This is a genomic window from Brachybacterium sp. GCM10030252 (genome assembly GCF_042666535.1).
In the GTDB taxonomy this organism is placed as follows: domain Bacteria; phylum Actinomycetota; class Actinomycetes; order Actinomycetales; family Dermabacteraceae; genus Brachybacterium.
In genome coordinates, this window is record NZ_JBHTDM010000003.1 from 71688 (window position 1) to 96311 (window position 24624).

The 24624-nt window shown below is 70.9% G+C and carries 24 protein-coding genes; 15 read left to right on the forward strand and 9 right to left on the reverse strand.

All coding sequences use genetic code 11. From position 1 onward, the window contains the following. Window positions 1-57 precede the first annotated feature (57 nt). Window positions 58-549 carry a nucleoside deaminase gene (locus tag ACFQRJ_RS00340; protein ID WP_377015848.1) on the reverse strand — a complete coding sequence of 164 codons (492 nt, stop codon included), beginning with the start codon at window positions 547-549 and terminating at the stop codon, window positions 58-60. Between the two features lie 32 nt (window positions 550-581). Then, window positions 582-2696, reverse strand: a complete 2115-nt coding sequence (locus ACFQRJ_RS00345; RefSeq protein ID WP_377015850.1) for an FAD-dependent oxidoreductase — start codon at window positions 2694-2696, stop codon at window positions 582-584. 26 nt (window positions 2697-2722) lie between these two features. On the opposite strand from ACFQRJ_RS00345, the gene ACFQRJ_RS00350 reads away from it, so the two are divergent. The 5 genes from ACFQRJ_RS00350 to ACFQRJ_RS00370 are packed head-to-tail and all read left to right on the forward strand — an operon-like array spanning window position 2723 to window position 5867. Next, window positions 2723-3316: an isochorismatase family protein gene (locus tag ACFQRJ_RS00350; protein ID WP_377015852.1), complete on the forward strand. Its 594-nt coding sequence runs from the start codon at window positions 2723-2725 to the stop codon at window positions 3314-3316. Continuing rightward, window positions 3313-3792, forward strand: coding sequence for a DUF1648 domain-containing protein (locus ACFQRJ_RS00355; protein WP_377015854.1), 480 nt, complete (start codon window positions 3313-3315; stop codon window positions 3790-3792). The genes ACFQRJ_RS00350 and ACFQRJ_RS00355 overlap by 4 nt, the downstream gene beginning before the upstream one ends. 46 nt (window positions 3793-3838) lie before the next feature. After that, window positions 3839-4879: a GNAT family N-acetyltransferase gene (locus tag ACFQRJ_RS00360; protein ID WP_377015856.1), complete on the forward strand. Its 1041-nt coding sequence runs from the start codon at window positions 3839-3841 to the stop codon at window positions 4877-4879. A 17-nt stretch (window positions 4880-4896) separates the two neighbouring features. Then, window positions 4897-5364 carry an SRPBCC family protein gene (locus ACFQRJ_RS00365; protein WP_377015858.1) on the forward strand — a complete coding sequence of 156 codons (468 nt, stop codon included), beginning with the start codon at window positions 4897-4899 and terminating at the stop codon, window positions 5362-5364. Continuing rightward, window positions 5364-5867, forward strand: a complete 504-nt coding sequence (locus ACFQRJ_RS00370; RefSeq protein WP_377015860.1) for a DUF1992 domain-containing protein — start codon at window positions 5364-5366, stop codon at window positions 5865-5867. Before ACFQRJ_RS00365 ends, ACFQRJ_RS00370 begins: the two co-directional genes overlap by 1 nt. Before the next feature lie 9 nt (window positions 5868-5876). Here the strand turns inward: ACFQRJ_RS00370 and ACFQRJ_RS00375 are convergent, their stop codons facing one another. The 3 genes from ACFQRJ_RS00375 to ACFQRJ_RS00385 form a co-directional block, all read right to left on the reverse strand. Further along, the gene (locus tag ACFQRJ_RS00375) at window positions 5877-6713 is read right to left on the reverse strand and encodes a nucleotidyltransferase domain-containing protein (RefSeq protein WP_377015862.1); all 837 of its coding nucleotides are present in this window, start codon (window positions 6711-6713) and stop codon (window positions 5877-5879) included. Beyond that, window positions 6710-7609 carry a serine protein kinase RIO gene (locus ACFQRJ_RS00380; protein WP_377015864.1) on the reverse strand — a complete coding sequence of 300 codons (900 nt, stop codon included), beginning with the start codon at window positions 7607-7609 and terminating at the stop codon, window positions 6710-6712. The genes ACFQRJ_RS00375 and ACFQRJ_RS00380 overlap by 4 nt, the downstream gene beginning before the upstream one ends. 218 nt (window positions 7610-7827) lie before the next feature. Continuing rightward, a complete protein-coding gene (locus tag ACFQRJ_RS00385) occupies window positions 7828-8637 on the reverse strand; it encodes a hypothetical protein (protein WP_377015866.1) in 810 nt (269 codons plus the stop codon). Window positions 8638-8799: 162 nt separating this feature from the next. On the opposite strand from ACFQRJ_RS00385, the gene ACFQRJ_RS00390 reads away from it, so the two are divergent. After that, window positions 8800-10179: a hypothetical protein gene (locus tag ACFQRJ_RS00390; protein ID WP_377015868.1), complete on the forward strand. Its 1380-nt coding sequence runs from the start codon at window positions 8800-8802 to the stop codon at window positions 10177-10179. 32 nt (window positions 10180-10211) lie between these two features. Continuing rightward, complete coding sequence (locus ACFQRJ_RS00395; protein ID WP_377015870.1) at window positions 10212-10937, forward strand: VOC family protein; 726 nt, start codon at window positions 10212-10214, stop codon at window positions 10935-10937. A 13-nt stretch (window positions 10938-10950) separates the two neighbouring features. Here the strand turns inward: ACFQRJ_RS00395 and ACFQRJ_RS00400 are convergent, their stop codons facing one another. The 3 genes from ACFQRJ_RS00400 to ACFQRJ_RS00410 all read right to left on the reverse strand — a co-directional run bounded on the left by ACFQRJ_RS00400 (window position 10951) and on the right by ACFQRJ_RS00410 (window position 13178). Further along, window positions 10951-11511 carry a TetR/AcrR family transcriptional regulator gene (locus ACFQRJ_RS00400; RefSeq protein WP_377015872.1) on the reverse strand — a complete coding sequence of 187 codons (561 nt, stop codon included), beginning with the start codon at window positions 11509-11511 and terminating at the stop codon, window positions 10951-10953. A 15-nt stretch (window positions 11512-11526) separates the two neighbouring features. Next, the gene (locus tag ACFQRJ_RS00405) at window positions 11527-12096 is read right to left on the reverse strand and encodes a hypothetical protein (protein WP_377015874.1); all 570 of its coding nucleotides are present in this window, start codon (window positions 12094-12096) and stop codon (window positions 11527-11529) included. A 308-nt stretch (window positions 12097-12404) separates the two neighbouring features. Beyond that, window positions 12405-13178 (reverse strand): TetR/AcrR family transcriptional regulator, encoded by a 774-nt coding sequence (locus ACFQRJ_RS00410; RefSeq protein WP_377015876.1) that lies wholly within the window; start codon window positions 13176-13178, stop codon window positions 12405-12407. A 356-nt stretch (window positions 13179-13534) separates the two neighbouring features. On the opposite strand from ACFQRJ_RS00410, the gene ACFQRJ_RS00415 reads away from it, so the two are divergent. Both ACFQRJ_RS00415 and ACFQRJ_RS00420 read left to right on the forward strand, forming a co-directional pair. Next, window positions 13535-15433, forward strand: a complete 1899-nt coding sequence (locus ACFQRJ_RS00415; RefSeq protein WP_377015878.1) for a SpoIIE family protein phosphatase — start codon at window positions 13535-13537, stop codon at window positions 15431-15433. Between the two features lie 33 nt (window positions 15434-15466). After that, a complete protein-coding gene (locus tag ACFQRJ_RS00420) occupies window positions 15467-16180 on the forward strand; it encodes a GAF and ANTAR domain-containing protein (protein WP_377015880.1) in 714 nt (237 codons plus the stop codon). Window positions 16181-16198: 18 nt separating this feature from the next. Here the strand turns inward: ACFQRJ_RS00420 and ACFQRJ_RS00425 are convergent, their stop codons facing one another. Beyond that, window positions 16199-17710 carry an amidohydrolase gene (locus ACFQRJ_RS00425; RefSeq protein ID WP_377015882.1) on the reverse strand — a complete coding sequence of 504 codons (1512 nt, stop codon included), beginning with the start codon at window positions 17708-17710 and terminating at the stop codon, window positions 16199-16201. Between the two features lie 97 nt (window positions 17711-17807). Here ACFQRJ_RS00425 and ACFQRJ_RS00430 point away from each other — a divergent pair, with 97 nt between their 5' ends. The 6 genes from ACFQRJ_RS00430 (at window position 17808) to ACFQRJ_RS00455 (ending at window position 24606) form a co-directional block, all read left to right on the forward strand. Further along, entirely contained in the window at window positions 17808-18797 is a 990-nt protein-coding gene (locus ACFQRJ_RS00430) for an ABC transporter ATP-binding protein (RefSeq protein ID WP_377015884.1), read from the forward strand. Next, window positions 18794-19582, forward strand: coding sequence for an ABC transporter permease (locus ACFQRJ_RS00435; RefSeq protein WP_377015886.1), 789 nt, complete (start codon window positions 18794-18796; stop codon window positions 19580-19582). The genes ACFQRJ_RS00430 and ACFQRJ_RS00435 overlap by 4 nt, the downstream gene beginning before the upstream one ends. Window positions 19583-19607: 25 nt before the next feature. Continuing rightward, entirely contained in the window at window positions 19608-20774 is a 1167-nt protein-coding gene (locus tag ACFQRJ_RS00440; protein WP_377015888.1) for a sensor histidine kinase, read from the forward strand. Further along, the gene (locus ACFQRJ_RS00445; protein WP_377015890.1) at window positions 20771-21409 is read left to right on the forward strand and encodes a response regulator; all 639 of its coding nucleotides are present in this window, start codon (window positions 20771-20773) and stop codon (window positions 21407-21409) included. Before ACFQRJ_RS00440 ends, ACFQRJ_RS00445 begins: the two co-directional genes overlap by 4 nt. 33 nt (window positions 21410-21442) lie before the next feature. Continuing rightward, window positions 21443-22369 (forward strand): Na+-dependent transporter, encoded by a 927-nt coding sequence (locus ACFQRJ_RS00450; RefSeq protein WP_377015892.1) that lies wholly within the window; start codon window positions 21443-21445, stop codon window positions 22367-22369. A gap of 200 nt (window positions 22370-22569) precedes the next feature. Then, entirely contained in the window at window positions 22570-24606 is a 2037-nt protein-coding gene (locus ACFQRJ_RS00455; RefSeq protein ID WP_377015894.1) for an ABC transporter ATP-binding protein, read from the forward strand. Window positions 24607-24624 lie beyond the last annotated feature (18 nt).

Below are 24624 nucleotides of genomic sequence, written 5' to 3' on the forward strand. Positions count from 1 at the left end.
GAGACCAGGGCGTCGGCGTCCCCGGAGCCCGAGACTTCGTGACCCCGAGACCTAGCCTCAGTACTCGGTGCGGTCCTCGAGTGCTTGCCACGCTTCGAACGGCTCGAGCGCCTGCGCGGGACGGCTCTGCTCCGTCGGCAGCAGGGCGCGGTGGCCGGGCGATTCGAAGAACTCGTAGAACGCGGCGTCATCGAAGCCCGCGCGAGCGGCGTCGGCCCGATCGGCGGCGAACACGACCCGGTCCACGCGGGCCCACAGCGCCGAGGCCAGGCACATCGGGCACGGCTCGCAGCTCGCGTAGAGCACCGCGCCGGTCAGCTCGAACGTGCCGAGCTCCTGGCAGGCGGCCCGGATCGCCATCACCTCGGCGTGCGCGGTGGGATCGAGCGTCGCGGTCACCCGGTTCGTGCCGTCGACGAGGCGGCCGTCGGCGGTGCGGACCACCGCTCCGAAGGGGCCGCCTCCGGAAGCGACGTTCGCGCTCGCCAGGTCGACGGCGCGGGCGAGCAGTTCCTCGTCGTACGGCGTGAGGGTGCTGGGAGGGTTCATGTGGCCAGTATCCCCTCAGATGCGCGATCCCCTCAGATGGCCACCGCGACCTCGACCGCCTGGCGGATGGCGCGCTCCGCGTCGAGCTCGACGGCGAGGTCGGCCCCGCCGATCACGTGGACCCGCGGCGTGCGACCCCGCCGGGCCTCGCGGACCTCGCCGGCCAACTCGTCCACGCTGATCTGCCCCGCGCAGACCACCACGGTGTCCACCTCCAGGACCTGCTCCTCGCCGTCCTCCACGAGGTGCAGCCCGTCGGCATCGATCCGCCGGTAGGAGACGCCGCGATGCTGGATCACCCCGGCCCGGCGCAGCTCGGCGCGGTGGACCCAGCCGGTCGTCCGCCCCAGGCTCGCCCCGATCCGGGTCTGCTTGCGCTGGAGCAGGTGGATCTCGCGGGCCAGCCGCCCGTCGGCCGGATCACCGTCTCCGTCGCGCCGGCGCGGCACCACCCCTCCGCGCTGCTGATCGGGATCGACGATGCCCCAATGCGCTTTCCATGCCGCAGCATCCAGCGTCGGCGACGGGCGCGGGGAGGAGAGGAACTCCGCGACGTCCACGCCGATACCGCCGGCACCGATGATCGCGACCCGCTCGCCGGCCTCGGCGCGGCCCTCGAGCAGATCGGCGTAGCTGACCACGTCCGGCCCGCCCTCGGAGCTGCCCGGGGCGAAGCCGGGCAGGTCCACCACGCGCGGCTCGACCCCGGTGGCGACGACGACATCGTGGAAGCCCGTCAGGTCCCGGGCCGACGGCCGGGTCCCGAGCCGGATCCCCACGCCGGCCGCGGCCAGCCGCATCCGCCAGGACTGCAGGGCCTGGGCGTAGTCCTCCTTGCCGGGGATGCGGGCGGCCAGTCGCAGCTGCCCGCCGATCTCCTCGGTGGCCTCGAACAGGGTGACCACATGGCCGCGCTGGGCGGCGGTCACGGCCGCCTCGAGCCCGGCGGGCCCGGCGCCGACGACGGCCACCTTGCGGGCGCGGCGCTGGATCACCGGAGTCAGCTCCAGCTCGGTCTCGTGGCCGGCGCGCGGGTTGACCAGGCAGCTGGCCCGCTTGCCCTCGAACACCTTGTCCAGGCAGGCCTGGTTGCAGGAGATGCAGGCGACCACCTGCGAGGCGCGGCCGTCGGCCAGCTTCGCCGGCAGCTGCGGATCGGCGAGCAGCGGCCGCGCCATGGAGATCAGGTCCGCCCGGCCCTCGGCCAGCACGCGCTCGGCGACCGCCGGGTCGTGGATCCGGTTCGAGGCGATCACGGGCGCGTCGACCGCCTCGCGCAGCATCCCGGTCTGCTCGGCGAAGGCGGCCCGCGGGACCGAGGTGACGACGGTGGGCACGCGGGCCTCGTGCCAGCCGATGCCGGTCGAGAGCACATCCACGCCGCGCTCGGTCAGGCCACGGGCCAGGGCGACGGTCTCCTCCCACGTCTGCCCGTCCGGCACCAGGTCCAGCAGCGAGATGCGGTAGCTGAGCAGGGCGTCGTCCCCGATCGCCTCGCGCACCGCGGCCGCGATCGCCAGCGGCAGTGCCCGTCGGCCCTCGGGCCCACGGCCCCAGCGGTCGCGGCGCCGATTCGTGGCGGGGACCAGGAACTGGTTCAGCAGGTATCCCTCCGAGCCCATGATCTCGACCCCGTCGTACCCGGCCTCGACCGCCCGGTGGGCGGCGGCGGCGAAGTGCTCCACGGTGCGGCCGACGCCGCGGCGGGTCAGGCGGCGCGAGCGGAACGGGGAGATGGGGGAGCGGCCGGCGTGGGCGGAGGCCGCCAGCGGATGGAAGGCGTACCGGCCCGCGTGTAGCAGCTGCAGGATGATCCGCCCGTCGGCCTCATGGACCTCGCGGGTGATGACATCGTGGGCCCGCAGCGTGCGGGCGTCGGCCTGGGCGCCGCGCGGCGTGAGCCGGCCGGTGCGGTCCGGGGAGTAGCCGCCGGTGACGATCAGTCCCGCTCCGCCCCGGGCGCGCTCGCCGAGGTAGGCCGCAAGCTTCTTCGCCTCCCGCGGCTGATCCTCGAGGCCGACGTGCATGGACCCCATGACGATCCGGTTGCGCACCTCGAAACGCCCCAGGTCCAGCGGCGAGAGCAGCCTCGACAGCGCGGTGGGCGAGGGAGGGCCGACGGTCGGGCGGGGAAGCGGCGCGGACATGCGGCGATTGTGCCAGGCTGGGCCGCATGAGCCGGAGACTGCTGATCATCGTCGACGTCCAGAACGACTTCTGCGAGGGCGGCGCGCTCGCCGTGGACGGCGGCTCGGCCGTCGCGGCCCGGACTGCCGAGTTCGTGCGCGAGCACGCCGCCGACTACGACCGGATCCTCGCCACCCAGGACTGGCACCGCGGCGACACCGACAACGGCGGCCACTTCGCGACCCCGCCGGCCGAGCCCGACTTCTCCGAGACCTGGCCCGTGCACTGCGTGGCCGGCACCCGCGGTGCCGAGTTCCATCCCGAGATCGAGGCACTGGTCGCTGACGTGGGCCGCATCGAGATCGCCCGCAAGGGGTACGGCATCCCCTCCTACAGCGCCCTCGAGGGCGCCACCGTCGGGACCGAGGAGAGTGTGCAGCAGCTGATCGGATCCGGCGACTGGGATCAGGTCGACGTGGTGGGCCTGGCCTACGACTTCTGCGTGCGCGCCACCGCCCTCGGTGCGGTCGCCACCGGCGCCCCGGTGCGGGTCCTGCGCCGTCTCACCGCCGCCGTGCACCCCGCCGGCAACGAGCAGCTCGAGGCGGAGCTCGCGGAGGCCGGGGTGCAGCTCGCGTGACGTCCCCGCGGCCGGCACGGACCGAGGCCGCCGGGGCGGCAGTGCGGGTCCTGCGCGGCGTCGCACTGCTGATCACCGCGGCATTGACCGGCTGGGTCCTGGTCCGTTATCCCTCCCTCCCGGATACGGTCCCGACGCACTTCGGGGCCCAGGGCAACCCTGATGAGCACGGCAGCAAGGTGAGCGTGCTGGTGCTCGCCGGCGTGATGATCGTGCTGTCCGCGCTCATCGCCTGGCTCTCGACGCGGCCTCGGCTGCTGAACTATCCGATAGCGGTGACCGAGCAGAACGCTCAGCGCCTCTATCGCGAGGGTGAACGGCTTCTCGTCGTGATCCTTCTGGGACTCCAGTCGATCTACCTCGGCATCATTCTGTCCGTCACCGGAGGTGCCGGCCGGCCGGCGCTCGTGGTCGGTCTGGTGGTGACGGTGATCGCCGTGGTGACGGGCATCATCCGGATGGTCCGCGTCCGCTGAGAATTTACGTCGACCTGCACGGATCGCGTGTGGTCCACTTTTCTCCATGCGCTTCTCGATCCGGCCCCTGGAGGCTCTCTCCCACGTCGACCTCGTCCAGTACAACGCTCTGGACGAAGCGCTGGACGAGGCCAACTACGGCGGCAGCGAGGCGTTCACGGTCCAGCAGCGCAGGGCCTCGCTGCAGGACTCCCCGTACTACCGCACCCGGCGCTGGGTCGCCGTGACCGAGCTGATGGAGGGTGGCGAGACGATCGTCGGCCGTGCCTCGGTCTACCTGCCGCAGCAGGAGAACCTCGAGACGATCTCCGTCGCCGTCGCCGTGCACCCCGCCTTCCGCGGTCACGGCGTCGCCACGGCCCTGCTCGAGGAGGCGCTGATCCCCGCGATCCGGGAGTCCGGGCGCAGCCTGGTGGAGGCCTACGGGGAGATCCCGGCCGACGGGGATGTCGACGACCCCGCCCAGCCGGTCAACCGCCTGGCCGCGCGGTTGGGCATCACGCGCAAGAACGTCGCCGTCTGCCGCACCCTCGCCCTGCCCCTGGAGGAGCAGCTGTTGGACCGGCTGCAGGCGGAGGCCGAGGAGAAACTGGGCGACTACGGGGTCGAGCTGTGGGACGAGGGCGTGCCCGAGCAACACCTCGAGGCCTACGGGGTGCTGCTGCGGCAGCTCGAGCTCGACGAGCCGGACGAGGACGTCGAGCATGAGGCGCCGGAGTACACACCGGAGCGGATCCGCATCATCGAGAAACGGCTGCGCGAGATCGGGGTGCGGCCGATCCTGGCGGTCGCCGTCGCCCCGGACGGCAGCTTCGTCGGCAACTCCGAGATCCACGTCCAACGGTCCCCGCGCACCACCGTGGCATGGCAGGAGAACACCCTGGTGATGCCCGAGCATCGCGGGCACCGACTGGGACTGGCGCTCAAGGTCGCCACCCACCGTCAGCTGCGCGAGCGCGCCCCGCAGGTGCGGGCGCTGGTCACGTGGAACTCGCACGTGAACCCGTGGATGATCGCCATCAACGAGAAGCTCGGGTACCAGGTCGCCTACCGCGAGATCGCCCTGCAGGGACGCCCGCAGCTCTGAGGTGGCACGATAGGGACATGACCCAGGGCAGGGCAGAGGCAGACCGCGTCGTCAGCGTCTCACGCGTGATCGCGGCGCCCGCGAGCGTGCTCTTCGAGCTGATCGCCGACCCGGCCCAGCAGCCCCGCTGGGACGCCAACGACAACCTCGCCGAGGCCGCGGACGGCCAGCGCGTGCGCGGCGTCGGCGACGTGTTCCGCACCAGATTGACGATCGACTCCGTGCGCGAGAACCACGTCGTCGCCTTCGAGGAAGGCCGCGAGATCGCATGGAAGCCGGCCGAGGAGGGCACACATCCACCAGGGCATATCTGGGCCCTGTCCCTCGAGCCGGTGGATGAGCATCGCACGCGCGTCATCCACACCTACGACTGGACGGACATGCGCGATCCGCACCGCGTGTCCACGGCGCAGGGCGTCACCGCGGACTCGTTGCGCGCCTCCCTCGACCGTCTGGCCTCGCTGGTCGATGAGGGCGAGGGATGATGAGCGAGACCGACGGACCCCGCCGGCCGCCGATGGCCCCGGACGTCGCCCGCGTCGAATCCGCGCTCGAACAGGCGCGTGCCCGTGGGGATTTCGACGACCTGCCAGGCGCCGGCAAGCCGCTGAACCTGCCGGACACCCACGACCCGGACTGGTGGATCAGGCAGCGCGTCCAGGACGGGGACATCGACCGCGACGCACTGCTGCCGGTGGTCATGCTGCTGCGCCGAGAGTTCGAACGACGCGAGGAGACTCTCGCCGAGCTCCCCACCGAGGAGGCCGCCCGCGAGTACGCGGAGGACTACACGCGCCGCGTCCACGACGACCGGCGCGCGAATCCCCTGCAGCGCACCATCGCGCCCGAGATGTACCCGGAGGACGCCGCGAAGCGCTGGCGAGAGCTGCGCGAGGCCGCGGCCGCGGCCCGACCGGCCCCGGAGCCGACGGAGACCGAGGAGAAGCCGCGGCCCCGCCGGCGCTGGTGGCCCTTCGGCCGGAGCTGACCGAGGGCCTCAGGCCGACACGGCCAGCGTCTCGCGCGTGTCGGAGACCAGCGCGGACACGTCGCGGACCGCCGCTGCGAGCCCGTCGGCCGAGAGATCCGCGCCGATCGCAGCCAACGCGGCACTGGCCTTCTCCGCGAAGCCGCCCGTGTCCAGTGGGAGCCAGGCGACGGCCGGGATCAGACCCTTCTCGTTGGTGACCCACACGTCGGCCTCTCCGTGCCAGGACAGAGCGCACCACATCAGTGCGGTGGCGCAGCACAGCTGGACGTATCCGACGTCGCCGCGCGAGGTCGCCTTTGCGACACCGCCCATGAGGAACTCCGCACTGCTCAGGTTCTCTCGCAGCGCTTTCCGCAGCGGCGCAGGATACGGGTCCAGGCCCGCCCGCAGTTGCGGCACAAGGCGCCGGGGGTCGGCCAACGGGCGGCAGGTGGCGATCTCCGCCGCATAGGTGACGTCGAGGAAACCCAGGGGATGGCCGAGCTGCCAGTGGAATCCGATCTCGCCGCGGATCGCCCGGTCACGCTGCTCGCGCACCCGTTCCACGTGACGCAGGATCAGGTCGACGGCCGTCCCATCGACCTCGAGCCACGCGCCGCCGTCCACCCACGGCCCCCAGCCACCGGGCCCCGCGACCTGGACCGGTGCGCCGACGACCCCACGGGCCGCCCTGGTCAGCGCCGCGACATCGAGGGTCGCCGCCTCGTAATAGAGCCCGAGGTCCACGTCGGAGCCGGCATGGTGGGTGCCGCGGGCGCGGCTGCCACCGAGCACGACCGCCTCGATCCCGGGCACTCCTGTCACCTCGTCGGCGACCCGTCGCAGGCGGTCCTCATTGATCATCGTCGCCCTCCTCGGCGCTGTGCGGCCTCGAACCACTCCTGCGGGTCAGCGGCCGATGCCGGCGCTCCGTGCGCTCGCAGCCAGGTGCACATGTTCTCGCAGTCCCGCCGCAGGAACTCGTTCCCGTGCGGGTTGGCGACGAGGTCGATGACCTGCGGAACGTCGATCACCACCGGATCCGGCTCGGCGAGACGGGTGTCGGCGAGGACGTTGTAGGGGGAGAGGTCGCCGTGGACCAGCCCCAGCTCGGCCAGGTCGATCACGACGTCTCGCAGCCGACGCGCCCAGCGTTCGGCTTCCTCGAGGGTGGGCCGGCACTCCTGCAACCGTGGGGCGGCGACCGCGCCGTGCTCGTCATCGGTGCCGATGAACTCCATGCACACCTCCGTGCCGACGATCTGGACGGGAAAGGGCACCGGGAGGCCGGCGGACCACAGCCGGGCGAGCACGTCGAACTCCGTGCGGGCCCATTGCGCGGCCGCGACCTGGCGGCCGAACGCGGTGCCCTTGGCGATGGCGCGGGCCTCGCGGGAATCCTTGGTGCGACGGCCCTCGGTGTACTGGTGGGAACGGTGGAATGTGGTGTGTTCGGGGGAGCGGTAGCGCTTGGCGACCATGAGGGTCGTCTCGCCGGCGGCGCCGGTGCGGTGCTCCTCGGGCAGGGCGCGCTCGAGCAGGAAGGCGTCGGCCTCCTTGCCGGATTTGAGGATGCCCAGCTCGGTGTCGATCGCACCGTCGTGCTGGACGACCCACTCGGGGAAGGGCTGCGGGCCGCGATCCAGCGTATGAGCGGTCTCCGGCCACGTGGACCAGCGCTGATCCTCGTCGAGGTCAGCGATGTAGGCGGTCAGAAGGGACTTGGCGAAGAAGTCGTCCCGGTCGAAGGACGGGGTCATGGCAGATCTCCTGGAGGGTAGGAAGGACGGCAGGGGTCAGCACGGCGACAACCATCAGTTCCTCCTTCCCTCAGGGCTCCGGGCCGGAGCTGGGGCCACGGTATTGCGGACACCCATGAGGGGCGAGTGATTTTCCGTCGGGCTAACGTCCAGGTGATTGTGGACAGTTGCCCAATCTGTGAGGTCGGCGATGATTGGATGGCAGCGTGCCTGCGTTCTCAGCCCCGCTCCGCCCCACCCGTCGTTCCCTCCTCCTCTCCAGTGCCCTGCTCGCCCCGTTCGCGCTCGCCGGGTGCGACGCGGATATGAGCTGGCTCCCCTTCGTCGAGAAACCTCGGGCGAGCGTCACCCTCGCGCCACTGACGACCTCCTCGGAGCTCGTCGCCGAGGAGCCCGTCCGGATCAATGAATGGGGGCTCGCGCCGACCGCCGACCGTCCGCTGGCCATGCTGGTCCACCGCGAGAAGTCGCTCGAAGCTCAGGTGAGCGTCGTGACCATTGCCGAGCCGCAAGGAATCGAGGTTCCCGTGGAGCCCGCGGCCACCGGGATTCGGGTCGATGGATCCGGCGAACGCGTGAGGGTCTACTCGCGTCGGATCATCGAGGACGTCTATGCCTATTCCATGTGCACCTCCACCGACCTCTCCGACTGGGAGACGGTCGAGCTCGCCGACGGCATCGATGCCGATTTCACCGTCGTCGGCGGCGGGCTGGTCATGGCCCTGCCTCGCGATCACAGGATTCGGATCTGGGAGGTAGCCGCGGACGGGGGAGTCACGGAGCTGGAGTCCCTCGCTGTTCCCGATGGTGAGACCTGGCAGCCCGAAGCAGTCCGGCGAATCGAGGAGACCGTCGTCGTCCTGGTGATGCGCGAGGTGGGAACAGAGGCGTGGGAACCGGCCGTCGTCACCTCGACAGATGGCGGTGCGACCTGGAGCGAGCCTGTGGCTTTGCCTGATAAGGCGCAGCGTCCGGGCGCCGAGGACCTGCAGGTTCAGGGCGACGCGTTCGTGGTGATGGGTGACCATCTCATTCCCGCCGACTGGGCGGAGGGGGAGAGGTACCGTCGCCCGATCGCCTGGTCGAGCACAGACGGATCGTCCTTCGCGCAGGAGGAGATTCCCCTTCCGACGTGGGGCATCGACGGATTCGAGCACGACACTCGAGGCGATCTCGACCCCGAGACTCCGATGGACTTCTCGGACCTGGAACTCGGATCCTCCGTCGTCGCAGCAGACGATGCGTCGATCTCGCTGGCCGTCTACTTCGCTGACGACTGTCGCACGGCTCGACGTGGGGCGGACGGGGCCTGGTCGATCAGCGACGTCGACGCATACTCGCCGGAGAGAATCTTCAGCTGTGTCGCCGACGAGGAGGGCACTATCGCGCGCACCGAAGCGTGCGTGTACGTGAAGAAGCGCGACGACCCGAGCTACACAGCGGGCCTCGCGTACGCCCCGACGCGCGAGCTCCAGCTCTCGGCCGGCAGCTCCGCCGACGGAATCGTTGCCATGTCCACCTGGGATACCGGGTACTTGCGTCGCGACGACCGCAGAATCGCGTGGGGGGACCGCGAGGGTCGGCTCCCCGTCGGTGTCGAGGGCGACGAGGTCGTTCGCCCGCACGACCCGGACGTCGGCCTGCAGGATCCCAGTGAGGCATACATCCATCACCTCGGCGGCGGCATCACGCTCTACACCGGCGTTCCTCCGTCTTCCGACGACGCCGCATCGCTCTACGTACGCGTGAGCACCGATGGCACCACGTGGCAGGAACCTACGGGCATCGAGATTCCCGAAGGTAACGTCGAGATCGGCGACGCCGTCAGTGTGGACGGGATCCACTACTTCCCCTTGTCGTCGTGGGTGCCGCGGGACGGATCCGCGTCGAAGATCGAGCCGGTCGTCTACCGCTCCGAGGACGGCCTCACATGGGAGAGAGTCGGGGCGTTCGACGCAGCGTTCCCCGTACCGGACCTGGCCGCCAACGGTGCGCGGGTCCAGTTCGTCACCGTCGTCGACGGTCAGATCATTGGGGTCGGTACCTCGTACGACGCATCCGATGCCCAGCGGCTCTGCACCTTCCTTCTGCAGGGACAGAGCTGGACGCCCATCCCTGTGGACGGGGCGCCGGCCGGCTCGACGTTCTACGGCAGCTCCGTGGTCGCGGGGAACGCGATGGTTCGTAGCCGCTGGGGAAGCCGATGGTCAGTGGCCACGGTGGCAGCCGATGGCTCGATCTCCGAGAACTATCGGTCCACCGATATCGAGGACAGGGGACTTCCTCTCGACCTCGGCGGTGGTGCAATGCTCTCGGGCGGGTGGATAGATCGGCCCGCCGCCGAGAACGAGAAGGCCCCGGAGGTCGGCGTCGGGGCGTGCGTGTGGGCGAGCTTGGACGCGGGGGAGACGTGGAACGCCACGATGCTTCCTGCGGAGGAAGGCAGGTATCCCGATGTCAGTCTGATTCCTGACGGCGAAGACGTCCTCGTCCTGCTCGAGGACCCCGACATCCCCCGTGGCTACCGCATCGTCGGCGCTCGCGCGGACGTGCTCGGTGAAAACGAGTAGCCGAGCGGTCCGCGCCGGGCGAGACTGAATCCATGTTTCTGGAGAACATCGGCATCGACGCCACGGATCCGGTACGACTCGGGCGCTTCTGGGAAGCGGCGCTCGGCACGACGGCGCTGACCGTCGAGGACGAGGTCTATGAGACGCGCCTGCCCCTCACCGATGACGCGTACCTGGACTTGTGCTTCGTCCGTGTCCCCGAGCCCCCGGTCTCTCCTGTGAGGCTGCACGTCGATCTCGCGGGCGGCGCCGAACAGTCCGAGGTCGCTGAGAGACTTCGCGAACTCGGAGCGAGGGACCTCGACATCGGTCAAGGTGACGTGCCGTGGATCGTGCTCGGCGACGTCGAAGGCAACCCCTTTTGCGTGATGGAGCACCGCGACGTCTATGTCGAGACGGGCCCCATCGCGGCTCTGCCGCTGGACTCAGCGGACCCGCAGCGGGACGCCGACTTCTGGTCCTGGCTGAGCGGGTGGGGCGACGCGCCGGGTGTCGCCCCTCGCAGCCTGCGGCACCCCTCGCAGCGCGGGCCGTTGCTGGAGCTGTGCCACGAGTCCGCGCCGAAGGGCGAGGGGAAGAATCGGATGCACCTGGACATCCGCCTCGAGCCGGGTGACGACGCCGACGAGGTCGCTGCGGGGATCGCTGAGCGCGGGGGTCGGGAGCTCCATCCCGACTGGGGCGAACTCCCATGGCGCGTATACGCCGACCCGTCGGGCAACGAGTTCTGCGTGCTGCCCGCGCCCGGTTTCCCCTGAGCGGCTCCTGTCTTCACCCGACGTCGGCAAGGAGCGCTCGGAGCCGAGTCCCGGCGATGGAGCGTGCCGTGTCAGGCGACACGCTCCGAGGTTCGGCCAGCACGCTCACGGTCAGGCCGTCCAGGAGAGCGAGCAGCTCAGTGGCGGCCGACTCCGCCTGCGCCCAGGATGCGTGCGGGCGCGCCTCGGCGAGGAGCTCGGTCAGCCCTCGACGGGTGCGGTGCCAGATGTCTTGGTAGCGCTCGGCGACAGTAGGGTCGACGGCAGCCTGCGCGGCGAAGGCCAGCCAGACGCGGGCGACGGTGGTCCGGTCCGGCGAGGGCAGCATCAGATCGATCAGAGTATGAAGCTGGCTCTCTGTCGTCTTGTCGGGCGATCTCCCGTGCTCCAGCCCTGTGGTCGCGATGATGTTCTCCATCGCGGCGAGGAGCATGTCGGTGCGGCTGCGGTAGTGATGCTGCACTGTTCCGATGGCGACGTCAGCACGGGAGGCGACGGCGCGGACGCTGAGCCCGGCGATGCCCCCCTCGGCGATCGTGTCGATGATGGCGCGCTGGATGAGTTCTCGGGACATCTTCCGATGTTAGGACTATGAACGCAGGAGGCTCCGGCGTAGCCGCCACAGCGAGCCGGCGATGCGCCGGGCCAGGGCCAGGGGCTCATCCCGGCCATCCTTGGCGGGCCGCGAGGCGACCACCGCAAGACACATGAGGATCATCCCGATGCCGATCAGTCCGAACTGCAACGCCTCACTGACCATCAGTGCGAGGAACGTCAGCCCCTCGTGCTCGGGGCCGAGATCGATAGGGACAAAGCGCAGCGCCGCTCCGGCCGCCGAGGAGACGCCGCCGGTCAGGAGCAGAGGAATCCAGGTGGGGGAGACATGGGGTCCGAGGCCCGCTGCCGTCATGAGAAGTACGACGGTCAGAGCGATGACGGTCAGACGCACCATGCCCCACATTTCGAGGTGATGCGTCATCCCCTCGAGGTCTCTGCCCAGGAAGACGGACTTCTCGCTGAGGAGGCCGATGATCGATGCAGCGATGCCCGCTGCGCAGGCGAGGAGCCCGACGGTGACCGGGCCGGGAGCGCGCTGCCGGAACAGGACGAGGAATGCGGCTCCGATGATCGGAGCGGCGAGCCCGACGAGTTGAATCATTCGCAACACGGCACCCTCCAGCCATACGTCTGTATGGGTTCAAGCATACATATGTATGGACGCGCGCTCAAGGGTGGCATTCTCGATGATCCACTCGGCCTCGGAGCGGTGGGCTTCGTGCTCGGGCAACCGGTAGGTCTCCCGCGGACGGCCCAGCACCGGCTCCTCCGTCTCCCGGGACGCGAATCGGCACCTGCCCGGCACGCTCTCATGGAGCGCACCGCCAGGTGCCGATGTGGGGACAGCCGAGCCCCCGATCGCCGCACTCGGACGCGCGAGCCCCGGTCGCGGGACCCGCTACGCCCGACTCACTCCGTGCGGTCCAGCAGAAAAGTACGCGCCAGGTCGCAGACGTCCTTGACGGGGGAGTCGTTGTGGTCCTCGCGCTGCAGCGTCCGCACCGTGCGCTCACGCACCGCGTCCCGCAGGATCAGCGCCAGCATGGCGCGGCTGGCGAACTCCGGATCCACGCAGCTGCGCAGCTGGCCGTTCTTCTCGAGCGCGACGAAACAGTGCTCGAGCACGTGCTCGTGCACGCGGCGCAGCCGAGCCATCCGGAATCGGCCGGGATGGTCGTCGCTGATGGCGTCGGCGTCGAGGGTCGCCAAGAGCTGGATGAGGTGCGAGCCCGGGTTCCACATCTCTGTCAGGCCCCGCAGGAGCGCGTCACCGTCGGAGCAGAACTCCTCCTTGCGATCGAGCGCTTGCTGAGCATGCGCCTCGAGCCGGTCGATCACGCCTCCGAGCAGCTCATCCTTCGAGGAGAAATGATGGAGCATCCCGGGATGGGAGAGCCCGACCCGGCGGGAGATGTCGCGCAGGCTGGCCCCGTAGTAGCCGTACTCCGCGAACAGCTCGGACGCGCCGTCCAGAATGGATTCACGCCGGGACCCGTGCTCGATCTTCGCCGGTGCCTGTGCCGGCGCATCGCCGACGACGTTGAGATCGGGCCGTCCCGACCGGGCGCCGGCCGGGGTCGCCGAGCGCGGGGACGTGGTCCCGGTCGCCGGGGTGGCCGTGGTCGCGGTGGTTCGGCTGGACGTGACCAGGGAACCTTCATCGGTGGAGGGTGCGCGCGTCATGACTGCACCCCCGCGGTGTCGGCCGGGCCATGCTGGGCCGGCCGGATTCCTGCGGTCGCGGGCCCCGGGGTGGAACTCATCCCGGTGGGCGACTGCGTATGGGGTCTCCACCCGCCATCGGCGGGGTGGTTGACGAGTAGCGGAGGGTTCATGGCAAGCCTCGATTCGCGCAGGACGAAAACTCTTGGCCACTTGCCGGACCTACTGGTGAAAGTACTTCGTCTCGCGATGGTGCGCAAGCCCACAGCGGGCACGCACGGACGCGACCGATAGGAGACGACGGGCGGGTGAGGGCGGGGAATTGCGCCGTCGGGCGGGGTTTGTCGTAACCTGCCCGCCAACGAGAGGACTGCACGATGACCGGTTCCGGCGACCCCGCCGATCCGATGCGGCGCATCGGCGATCACGAGATCGCCCGCGAGGGTTTCGAGGGTCTTCCGTACCCCGTCGTGATCGTCCACGGGTCTGCTCACCTCATCGCGGCGGCGAACGCCGCCTACCGGTGCTTCGCGGGCCGGGACGACCTGCTCGGCGTCCCACTGGGCGAGGTTCTCCCATCCCCGCAGGGACAGCGGCTGCTCGAGGCGACACAGCAGGTCATGTCCACCGCCGAAAGCGTCACGGTCAGGGAATGGCTCGTGCCCCGTGGTGCCTCCGGGGGCACAGGGGAGTCGTTCGTCGACGTCGATCTCCGGCCCCGGCGCGACGACCAGGGGCGGATCGACAGCGTCCTGATCGTTCACATCGACGTGAGCGAGCGGGTGCGCCGGCGCCGGGAGGCCGACTTCGCGCTCGACCAGGCGTTGCTGCCCGCCGAGCTCCCGGTGCTGCCACTGGTGGACATCGCCGTGCAGTACACGACTGCGCACGACGGAGAATCCGGTGAGCAGGAACGCGGGGGCGACTGGTTCGACGCCGTGCCACTCGCCGGTGGCCGAGTCGCGCTGATGGTCGGCGACAGCCCCGGCCAAGGGCTGGGGGCTGCGGTCGCGGCAAGTCATCTTCGCCTGCTGCTCGCCGAGACCCTGTTCGAGACCGGCGATGTGCGGAACGCGGTAGGGAAGGTCGATTCCGTCGCTTCCCGGGTGCGCACGATCCGCACCGCCACGGTGTGCCTCGCTGTGTTGGACCCGGCAGGTGGTGAGCTGACCTATTGCACGGGAGGACATCCGCCTCCGCTGATCGTCTCGGCCGACGGGTCGCGGCGCTCCCTGGTGGCGAGCGGATCGCCCCCGTTGGGCACCGGATGCCCGCCGCTGGTGACCACGGTGCGTCTCGAGCCGGGTGAGACGGTGGTGCTCTGCACCGGGAACATCCGCGATCTGCCGGGAAATGCCACGACGCCGGAGGGGACGGCAGCGATGGGGACGGTCGAGGACCCCGAGTCGACGGCGGAGCAGATCTGCCGTGAGGCGATCGAGCGGTTCGCCGGCCCCGGCCCCGATGGGGATATCGCCGTCCTTGCGGCCCGTCGTCGAGAGGAGGCCATCCCGCCGTTGCGCTGCGACGTCGTCGCCTCGGCCGCCGGCCTGAGCGAGGTGCGCACCGCGCTCGCGGACTGGCTCGCACAGCTGGGATGCTCGGATGCGGACAGGCAGGACGTGGACGTGGCCGCCGTCGAGCTGGTCACCAATGCGATCGAGCACGCGTACCGCGACCGTGCCGCGGGGACCGTGAGCGTCGAGGGGACGCTCGAGGTCGACGGGGTGCTCACGCTGGTCGTCGGCGATCACGGACAGTGGCAGGTTCCCGCTGCGCCCGGAGCCGCCGGTGGCCGCGGCCTGTGGATCGCTCGGACCTTCACCGACGCGCTCGACATCCGGCACGGCCAATCTGACGGGGACGAGGACGGCACCGTCGTGATCCTGCATCGACGCCTGCGGCGGGCGCCGCGGTCCTCTCTCCGTCCCGAGCGGACGCGCCTGGACATGCCGGAGCTGCGCCTGCGAGTCGACGGCCTGCCGCCGACGGTCACTGCCTCCGGCGAGGTCGATACCACGAACTCGCAGCGGTTCGCCGACCATCTGGACGGTGCCTGCCGGGGCGGATTGCACCCCCTGACCGTAGACTTGACCGCTGTCGAGTTCCTGGCCAGGGCAGGAGTCCGGGTGCTGCTCGAGATGCGGGAACGGCTCGTCGCCTATGGGCACGAGCTCGATCTGCTCGCGAGCGAGGACACGCCTGTCCAGGAGGTCCTGGACCTCGCCGGCCTCGCATGGCGGCCGAACGGGAACTCGACGAACGCAGGTACGTGACTGTGGGAGCACAACCGGAAGGAAGGCGCGCGGATGCCTGGCAGGACTGTTCACGAGCTGGCACTCGAATTCCGTCGCCTGAGCACGTACCTCACCTCCGGGGGCTCGCCGGCCGTCGCTCGCCAGCGTCTGGTCGATCTCGCGCCCACGTCCATCCCCGGCTGTGACTGGGCCGGCATCACGGCCCGTCCCGAGAACGGCCAGGCGCGCCTGGTCGCCTGCAGCGATGACATCGCCCGCCGGCTCGACGAGCTCCAGGACCGCACCGGCCAGGGACCGTGCCTGGAGGCCGCCGCCGGATCGGAGTCCGTGCGCAGCAGTGACCTCTCGACGGAGACCCGCTGGCCGGAGTTCACGGCTCTCGCCCTGGAGGACACACCGGTGCGGGGTGTGCTCGCCTTCCACCTGATGGAGACGCCCTCACCCACCGCGCTGAACCTCTATGCAGGCACCGGCGAGGCCTTCGACGACGACGCCGTCACGCTCGGTGCCCTGTTCGCGACCCACGCCTCCGTGCTGATGGCCCTCGCGGACAGCACGCATGAGGCAGCGACGCTGGGTGCGGCGCTGAGCACCAGCCGGCAGATCGGGGCCGCTGTGGGAATCCTGATGTCGGTCCATCGGGTCACCGAGCCGGAGGCGTTCGAGCTGCTCAAACACGCCAGCAACCACCTGAATCGGAAGCTGCGGGACATCGCCCGCGACGTCACCGAGACCGGGCAGCTCCCGGAGTCCGACGCGCGCTGACCGGCCCGGCCGGCTCGGTCAGCTCGTGCCGATCGTCCCGCCGACGACGGTCGCCAGGACCTCCGCGGCCCGCAGCTTCTCCGCCGCCTCGCGCGCCGCGGTGTCGACCATGAGCCCGTCGGGCCCGAGCGGCACGTCGGCGAAGGGATCCTCGGCCAGCAGCACCACGTCTCCCGGGCCGCCCGGGCGCAGGGCCGTGATCCCGTCGGTCGAGGCGGCAAGAGCCTCGAGCGGCTGCAGCTGCTGCTCAGGGTGCCAGCCCTCGCGCTCGTCGGCGCTGCGGTGGACGGCGGCGGCCATCGCCAGCCACGGATCCAGCGGCGCCACGGGGGCGTCGGACCCCAGCGCCAGCGGGACGCCGGCCCCCAGCAGGTCCCGCAGTCGGAAGGCCTCGCCACTGCGTCCGGGCCACAGATTCTCGGTGACGTCCCGGTCCTCGAGCAGGTGCGCGGGCTGGACCGAGGCCGTCACTCCCAGGGCCGCCATCCGCGCCACGTCGCGGTCGGTGAGCATCTGCGCGTGCTCGATGCGGGCGGCGATGCCGACCTGCTCGACGGCGTCGAGGGCGACCGCGGCGGCGGCGTCCCCGATCGCGTGGATCGCGGCCGTCAGCCCCAGCGCCTTCGCCCGGGCCAGTGCCGCGGTGAGCTGCTCGGGGCCGACGCTGAGCACGCCGCGGCCGGCGTACCCGTGCCCATCGGTATAGGCCTCGCGGGTGTAGGCGGAATGGGAGCCCAGCGCGCCGTCGACGATCACCTTCAGCGGGCCCATCCTCACCAGTCCGGTCTCGTCGAGCACGGTGCCCGTCGACCCCGGAGCGTTCTCGAGCTCGGCGATGTACACGGCGGTGCGCACCCGCAACCGGGGAGAGCGGGCTGGCCACTCGAGCCAGGGCCGCCCCCATTCCATGTCGACCAGGCCGACGACGCCGCGCTGGAGCGCCTGCCGCTGCATCATCGCCGCGCCGGTGGCGAAGGACTCGGCGACGCCGGGCAGCGCTGTCAGCTGCGGGGCGAGGTCGAACCACTCGTCCTCGGCGACGATTCCGTCCCGCGCCGGGAGCCCCAGCAGCTCCAGCGCCGCGGAGTTCAGCCAGGCGTGGTGGGCGTCGCCGCCGATCAGCACGGTCGGCACAGGGCCGGTGGCCTCATCCAGAGCCGGCACCGTCGGCGGCACCGCGAAGTCGATCAGCCGGTGGCCGAATCCGATCAGCGCCTGTCGAGGATCGGTGCCGGTCTCGCGGCGGCGCCCGAGCTCGCGCCGGACCAGCTCGAGGATCACGCCGACGCTCCCGGCACCGCTGGTGTCGAGGCGGGAGTGCGCCTGGGCGAGCTGACCTGTGTGGACATGCTGGTCCCACAGGCCGGGGATCGCCGGCGCCCCGCCGCCCTCGAGGACCTCCTCCCCGGGGGAGCGGGTCAGCTCGGCGGCCACCTCGGTGATCACGCCGTCACGAACGCGCAGGTCCACCGGCCGGGCCGGGACCTCGCCGGAGGCGGCATCCAGGGGCCGCACCTGTCTGATCAGCACCGATCCAGCGTAGCTCCCCGCGCCATGACGACTGTCATGGGTCGAGGGTGATCGCAGGGTCTGGGGCCGGGGGCCGAGGCTCGCAAGACTCGCTGCCATGAACACCACGACCGCTCCCGGCCCCACTGCTCCCGCCCCCGGCCGTGCACCGCACGAGCCCCCTCCGGCCGCCGCCATCAGCCTGCGCGGCGTCACCAAGCACTACGGCCAGGTCCGCGCCGTCCAGGACCTCGACCTCGAGGTCGGTCACGGCGAGATCGTCGCGCTGCTGGGCCCCAACGGCGCCGGCAAGTCCACCGCCATGGAGATGATGGTGGGCCTGGCCGGTCCCGACACCGGGGCGGTCAGCGTCCTCGGCGCCGACCCCGTCACCGCCACCCGCACCGGGCTGATCGGCGCCATGCTCCAGGCCGGGGCGCTGCTGCCGGACCAGAAGGTGCGGGCGATGCTGCAGATGCTGCACGCCCTCCAGCCCCACCCCATGCCGCTGGCCGACGCGGTCGAGCAGGCCGCCGTCGGCGATCTCCTCACGCGCCGCATCGGCGCCCTCTCCGGCGGCGAGGCGCAGCGGGTCCGTTTCGCGATCGCGCTGCTCGGCGACCCGCAGGTGCTGCTGCTGGACGAGCCCACCGTGGGCATGGACGTCGGTGCCCGCCGCGCCTTCTGGGTCCAGATGCGCGCCGTCGCCGCCACCGGCCGCACCATCGTCTTCGCCACCCATCACCTCGAGGAGGCCGAGCGGGAAGCCGCCCGCGTGGTCGTCATGGACCGCGGACACGTCGTCGCCGACGGCACCGGAGCCGAGATCAGCGCGATCGTCGCCGGCCGCGTCATCACCCTCCGCGGCGCCGGGCCCGAGCAGCTCGCGCAGCTGCCCGGCGTCGAGAGCGCGGGGGTCGACGAGACCGACCCCGGGCGGGTCCGCGCGGTCTGCTCGGATTCCGACGCGGCACTGGCCGCCCTGTTCACGGGCCCCCTCGCCGAGGACGTCCACGAGGTGCTGGTCTCCGCGCCCGGCCTCGAGGAGGCGTTCCTGCACATCACCGACCACACGGACCCCGATGATCCCGAAGGAGCCCAGCGATGAGCACCGCAGCCCCCACGCTCCCCGTCCGCGCCTCGGCCGTCCCGTCGGCGGCCACCCGCACCGTGCGCTACGCGCTGCACACCACCCGCATGACCGTCAGCAACGTCATCTTCATGGTCTTCACCATCGCCCTGCCGGTCGGCATGTACCTGCTGTTCTCGATGATGCTCGGGGACATGGACGGCGGCCAGGCCCGCGGCATGGTCATGATCAACATGGCCGCCTACGGCGGGCTCGGCGCCGCCGTCACCGCCGGCACCCAGATCCAGGAGGACCAGCGCAACGGATTCCTGCGCCAGCTGATCGTGGCCGGGCTGTCTCCGCGCTCGTTCCTGGTCGGCTCCGTGATGGCCGCCAGCGCCGTGATCGTCCCTGCGCTGATCGCCGTGGGCCTGGTCGGGGCCGTCACCGGCGTCGAGACGGCCGTCGGCCCGCTCCTGGCGACCCTGGCCGTGCTGTGGCTGGGACTGCTGCCCACCATCCTGATCGGACTGGTGCTGGGCATGGTCCTCAAGGGCGGCGCTGCGATGGCCGGCGGCGTGGTCACCATGATGGCGATGGCGATCTTCGGCGGGCTGTGGATGCCGCTGGAGATGTTCCCGCAGTGGATGCAGGACTTCGGTCGCGCACTGCCGACCTACTGGATTTCCAGCCTCGGCGAATGGACCCTGTACGGAGGCGACCTGCCGGTGACCGGGCTGCTGGTGATCGGCGCCTGGACCGTGGTGCTGGCGGTGCTGTGCGCGGTGAGCATGACCCGGGCCGTGGGCCTGACCCGCCGCTGAGGTGGCCGCTGACACAATGGCCCGCATGGAGACCACCGAGGCGCCGAGCTGGGGATCCTGGGCGCGCGGCAGCGAGAGCGAGGCCGCCGCCCGGCCCCTGACGCCGCGGGCGATACACCGGGCGGCCGTCGACTCCGGTGGGCTGCCCTTCGCGCTGCCTCCGGTGATGTTCACCGCCGTCCCCATCGTCATGGCATGGATCGACGGCCCCGGGCCGCGCGCCGCGGCCGTGACGCTGCTGCTCATGGTCTACGCAGCGCTGTTCATGTACGCCACCGGCGTCGGCCTCTACCCCCAGCGGGTGCGGCTGGCGTGGTTCGCGGTGTGCACGGGGCTGCTGCTGGTGCTCGTGCCGATCCTCGGCGTGTACGTGCTGTACATGGTGATGTTCCAGGCGATGACGCACGTGCTGCTGCTGCCGTGGCGGTGGGCCGTGCCCTCCATGGTGGTGATGTGCATTCTGGTCGGCTCCACCGCGATCGCCGTGGGGGAGTACGTCGCGGCGGGGCTCGCGATCATGGGGATGGTGATGGCCTGGGGGATCGGCTACGGCATCCGCCAGCAGATGCTGCAGGAAGAGCTCGAGGCGGCCCAGCAGCGCAACGCCGTGCTCGCCGTCGCCGCGGAGCGCGAGCGCATCGGCCGCGACCTCCACGACCTGCTCGGCCACTCCCTGACCTCGCTGACCATCTCCGCCCAGCTGGCGCGCCGGCTGCTGGAGAGCGACCCCGAGGCCGCCCGCGAGCAACTGGTGCACATCGAGGACACCGTCCGTCAGGCGCTGTCCGACGTCCGCGCCACCGCCAGCGGGATGCAGGCCGTGCGCGCCGCCTCCGAGATCGCCTCGGCCCGTTCCGTGCTCGCCACCGTCGGCATCCAGGCCGAGGTCCCGACGGCGCTGCCGCCGCTGCCTGACGAGCGCGCCGAACTGTTCGGCTACGTCATCCGCGAGGGCGTGACCAACATCGTGCGCCACTCCGGCGCCACCCGCGCCACGATCGCGGTGGACGAGAACTCGGTGAGCGTCAGCGACAACGGCACCGGCTTCCCGGAGACCGCCCGCCGCTCCGGGCTGCAGGGCCTCGAGGCCCGTGTCGCCATCGCCGGCGGGCACCTGGACGTCGACTCCGGGGAGGACGGCACCCGGCTGACCGCGACCATGGGGGCAGTGACCGCGGGGGAGGCGGCATGATCCGGCTCGTGGTCGCCGACGACCAGTCGATCCTGCGCTCGGGCCTAGTTGCTCTGCTGCGCCTGGAACCGGACCTGGAGGTGGTCGGTGAAGCGGCCGACGGGGCGAGCACCCTCGCGGCCGTGGCCGAGCACCGCCCCGACGTGCTGCTGCTGGATGTGCAGATGCCTGCCGGCGCCTCGGCCGACGGTACGCCCGGCCCCGAGGACGGCATCGCCGTCGCCGAGGCGCTGCGGGAAGCACCTGGCACCGGCCCCCGCATCATCGTGCTGACCACGTTCGGTCGCGCCGGGTACCTGCGCCGCACCATGGAGGCCGGGGCCCAGGGCTTCATGGTCAAGGACACCCCCGTCGAGCGGCTGGTGGACGCGATCCGCCGCGTCGACCAGGGGCTGCGGGTGGTCGACCCCGAACTGGCCGCGCAGTCCCTCGCCGTCGGCCCCAGCCCGCTGACCCCGAAGGAGACCGAGGTGCTGCAGGCCGCCGCGACCGGCGCCGGCACCGCGCAGATCGCCGCCACGCTGTTCCTCAGCGAGGGCACCGTGCGCAACCACGTCTCCGCCGCGATCGGCAAGCTCGGGGTCAGCAGCCGCGCCGAGGCCGTGAGGACCGCCTCGGACAATGGCTGGATCTGACCATCACGCGCCGTGCGCGCGTAACCTTTCGTGGTGCACACGATCGGATCCCTGCTGAGTCTGCTGATCGACGTCAGCGTCCCCGCATTCGCGATCGCGTCGATGCTGTCCATGGGTCTGCGCACGCCGCTGCGCGCCTTCGCCCTCCAGATGCGGGACCGGCGCACCGTCTTCTCCGTGCTCGGTGCCAACTTCGTGGTGATCCCGGCGGTGGGCACGCTGATCGTCTGGCTCCTGAACGGGCTGCTGCCCCACCACACCGGCGAGGGCTTCGTCATCGCCCTGTGCGCGGCGGGCGCGCCGTTCGTCCTGCAGCTGGGAGCGATGGCCCGCATCCCCTACGGCGAGACCGCCGGGCCGATGGCGGTGCTGCTGCTCGGCTCGATCGTCTTCATGCCGCTGGTGGTGCCGCTGCTCCTGCAGGACATCGAGGTCGACGGCTGGGCCGTGGCGCGGCTGCTGCTGGGCACGATGCTCTCCCCGATGATCGCCGGTATCGCCATCGCTGCGGTCTTCCCGCACCACGCCGACAGATTCGCGCGCGCCGCCGGCACGGTCGCCGCCGTCGCCGCGGTGCTGATGTTCCTCTCCGGCTTCGGCTCCAACTCCGCCCTGGTGCTGCAGCTGATCCTCTCCCCGGTGCTGCTGGTCGCCGCGGGCCTGGTGGCGCTGGCCTTCGTCGCCGGCCGGGTCGCCGGCGATCTCGCCGGGGACGTGCTGACGGTGCCCGACGGACCCGCGATCCTCTCCAGCCAGCGCAACATCGCCGCCGCCCTGCTGGTGGCCCGCTCCGACGGCGTCACCGATTCGGTGACCATCGCGATCCTCCTGCTCAGCGCCGTGGGCTTCGTGATGCTCGTGCCCTATGCCCTGGTCACCGGACTGGCCCGGCGGCGCCGGGCGGGGGAGAAGAGCTCGGTCGGGGTGCTGCTGGGCGTCGTCGGCCCCAAGACGGACTGAGGCGCGGCCGCGTCGCACGTTCCGGGCCGTACCCGCTCGCTCGTGGCACCCGCCTCCTCACGCCGGAGCGCCCCGGGATCCGTGAGCCGGTTGGATCCGGGCACCCATACCAACAACCTCGCGGATCCCGCGGTCGCGTTCTGCTCAGCTCGGGGCGGAATCCAGTGGGCTCGTCGGTGTCGGCGACATAGGCTGGCAGGGTGTCGTCCCTCCTGCGCATCATCCGTTTCACCCGCTCCCTCGCCCCTCTGTACGCCGCGGTCATCCTCGCCTCGGTCCTCACCGCGGTCGCCGGACTGGTGGTGCCGTTCCTGATCGGGAACGCGACCGACACCGTCGCCTCCGCCGTCAACGGGGAGACGCCCACCGGCACCGCTGTGCGCACCGTCCTGCTGATCGCCGGCGCGGTGCTGCTGGCCGAGCTGGCCAACACCGTGGTCTCCAACGTCGGCGGCTGGTTCGGCGACGTGATGAGCAACCGGATGCGCACCATCCTCTCGGTGCGCTACTACGACAAGCTGCTCCACCTGCCCCAGCGATGGTTCGACGGCGAGGTCACCGGCACCATCGTGGCTCGGCTGAACAGGTCGATCACCGAGATCACGAACTTCGTGAAGATGATGTCGAACAACTTCGCGTCGATGCTGATCACGACCTTCGCCGTCCTCGTGATCAGCGCCTGGTACGCCTGGCCGCTGGCGCTGCTGCTGCTGATCGTCTTCCCCGTCTACGTGTGGCTGACCTCGCTCACGTCGGTGAAATGGCAGCGGCTCGAGGGGGAGAAGAATGAGCAGGTCGATATCGCCTCCGGCCGTTTCGCGGAGGTGGTCGGGCAGATCCGCGTGGTGAAGTCGTTCGTGCGCGAGCGCGGGGAACTGGCGGACTTCTCCCGTCGCTTCCGCTCCACCGACGCCACCACCCGGGAGCAGTCCTCGCACTGGCACCGGATGGACATCATCCGCCGCGCATTCCTGAACCTCATCTTCTTCGGCATCTACGCGATCATCTTCGTGCGCACCGTCCAGGGTCAGTTCTCCCTCGGTGAGATGGTGCTGCTGGTCCAGCTGATGACCATGGCCAAAGCACCGGTGGAGTCGATGAGCTTCGTGATCGACTCCGCGCAGCGCGCGATCGCGGGCTCCAAGGACTACTTCCGGGTGATGGAGACCCCGGTCGATCCGCGCACCGCCGCCGTGATGGCTGCACGCCCGGCCGATGCTCCGGACGCCGGTTCGGCCGACGGGCGGGCGGCCGAGGCCCCGATGCTCGTCGGTGCCGGCGCATCGGGTTCCAGCTCTGCTCCCGCCGACGGGTCCGCCTCGGGTTCCAGCTCTGCTCCCGCGGCCGGTTCCGCCTCGGGTTCCAGCTCTGCTCCCGCGGCCGGTTCCGCCTCTGGTCCCAGCTCTGCTCCCGCGGCCGGTTCCGCCGTCGCCACGCTCACCGAGTCCCCGCTGATCGAGCCGGTGCCCGGCGCGCCCGTGGTCGCCTTCGAGGACGTCAGCTTCGCCTACGAGGACGGCGAGGACGTGCTGCACGGGATCGGCTTCCACATCGAGCCCGGCGAGAAGATCGCGCTGGTCAGCGAATCCGGAGGCGGCAAGTCCACCATCGTGAACCTGTTGCTGGGACTGTACGAGCCGCGCACCGGCAGCATCGAGGTGATCGGCCACCCCAGCGCCGACCTGCCCCTGGACCAGCTGCGCGCCCACATCGGCGTCGTCTTCCAGGACGCCTCCCTCTTCTCCGGCACGATCCAGGAGAACATCGCCTACGGTCGCCCCGAGGCGAGCGAGGAGGAGGTCCGCGAGGCCGCCCGCCGCGCCAACGCCGACGCCTTCATCCGTCGCTTCCCCGAGGGCTACCAGCAGGTGATCGGCGAACGCGGCCTGAAGCTCTCCGGCGGTCAGCGCCAGCGCATCGCCGTGGCCCGCGCGATCCTCAAGGACGCCCCCGTGCTGGTCCTCGACGAGGCCACCTCGGCGCTGGACACGAAGGCGGAGATCCAGGTGCAGAAGGGCCTGGACGAACTGATGGCCGGCCGCACCTCGCTGATCATCGCCCACCACCTGTCCACGATCGCCGAGGTGGATCGCATCATCACCCTGCGCGAAGGCGTCATCGACGAGATCGGCTCCCCGTCCGAGCTCGCCGAGACCGGGGGCATCTACGCCCAGCTGCTGGAACTCCAGAGCTCCGGCGACACCCGGCGCCTCGCCAAGTACGACATCACGGGCTGAGCCGAGAGACGGATTCGG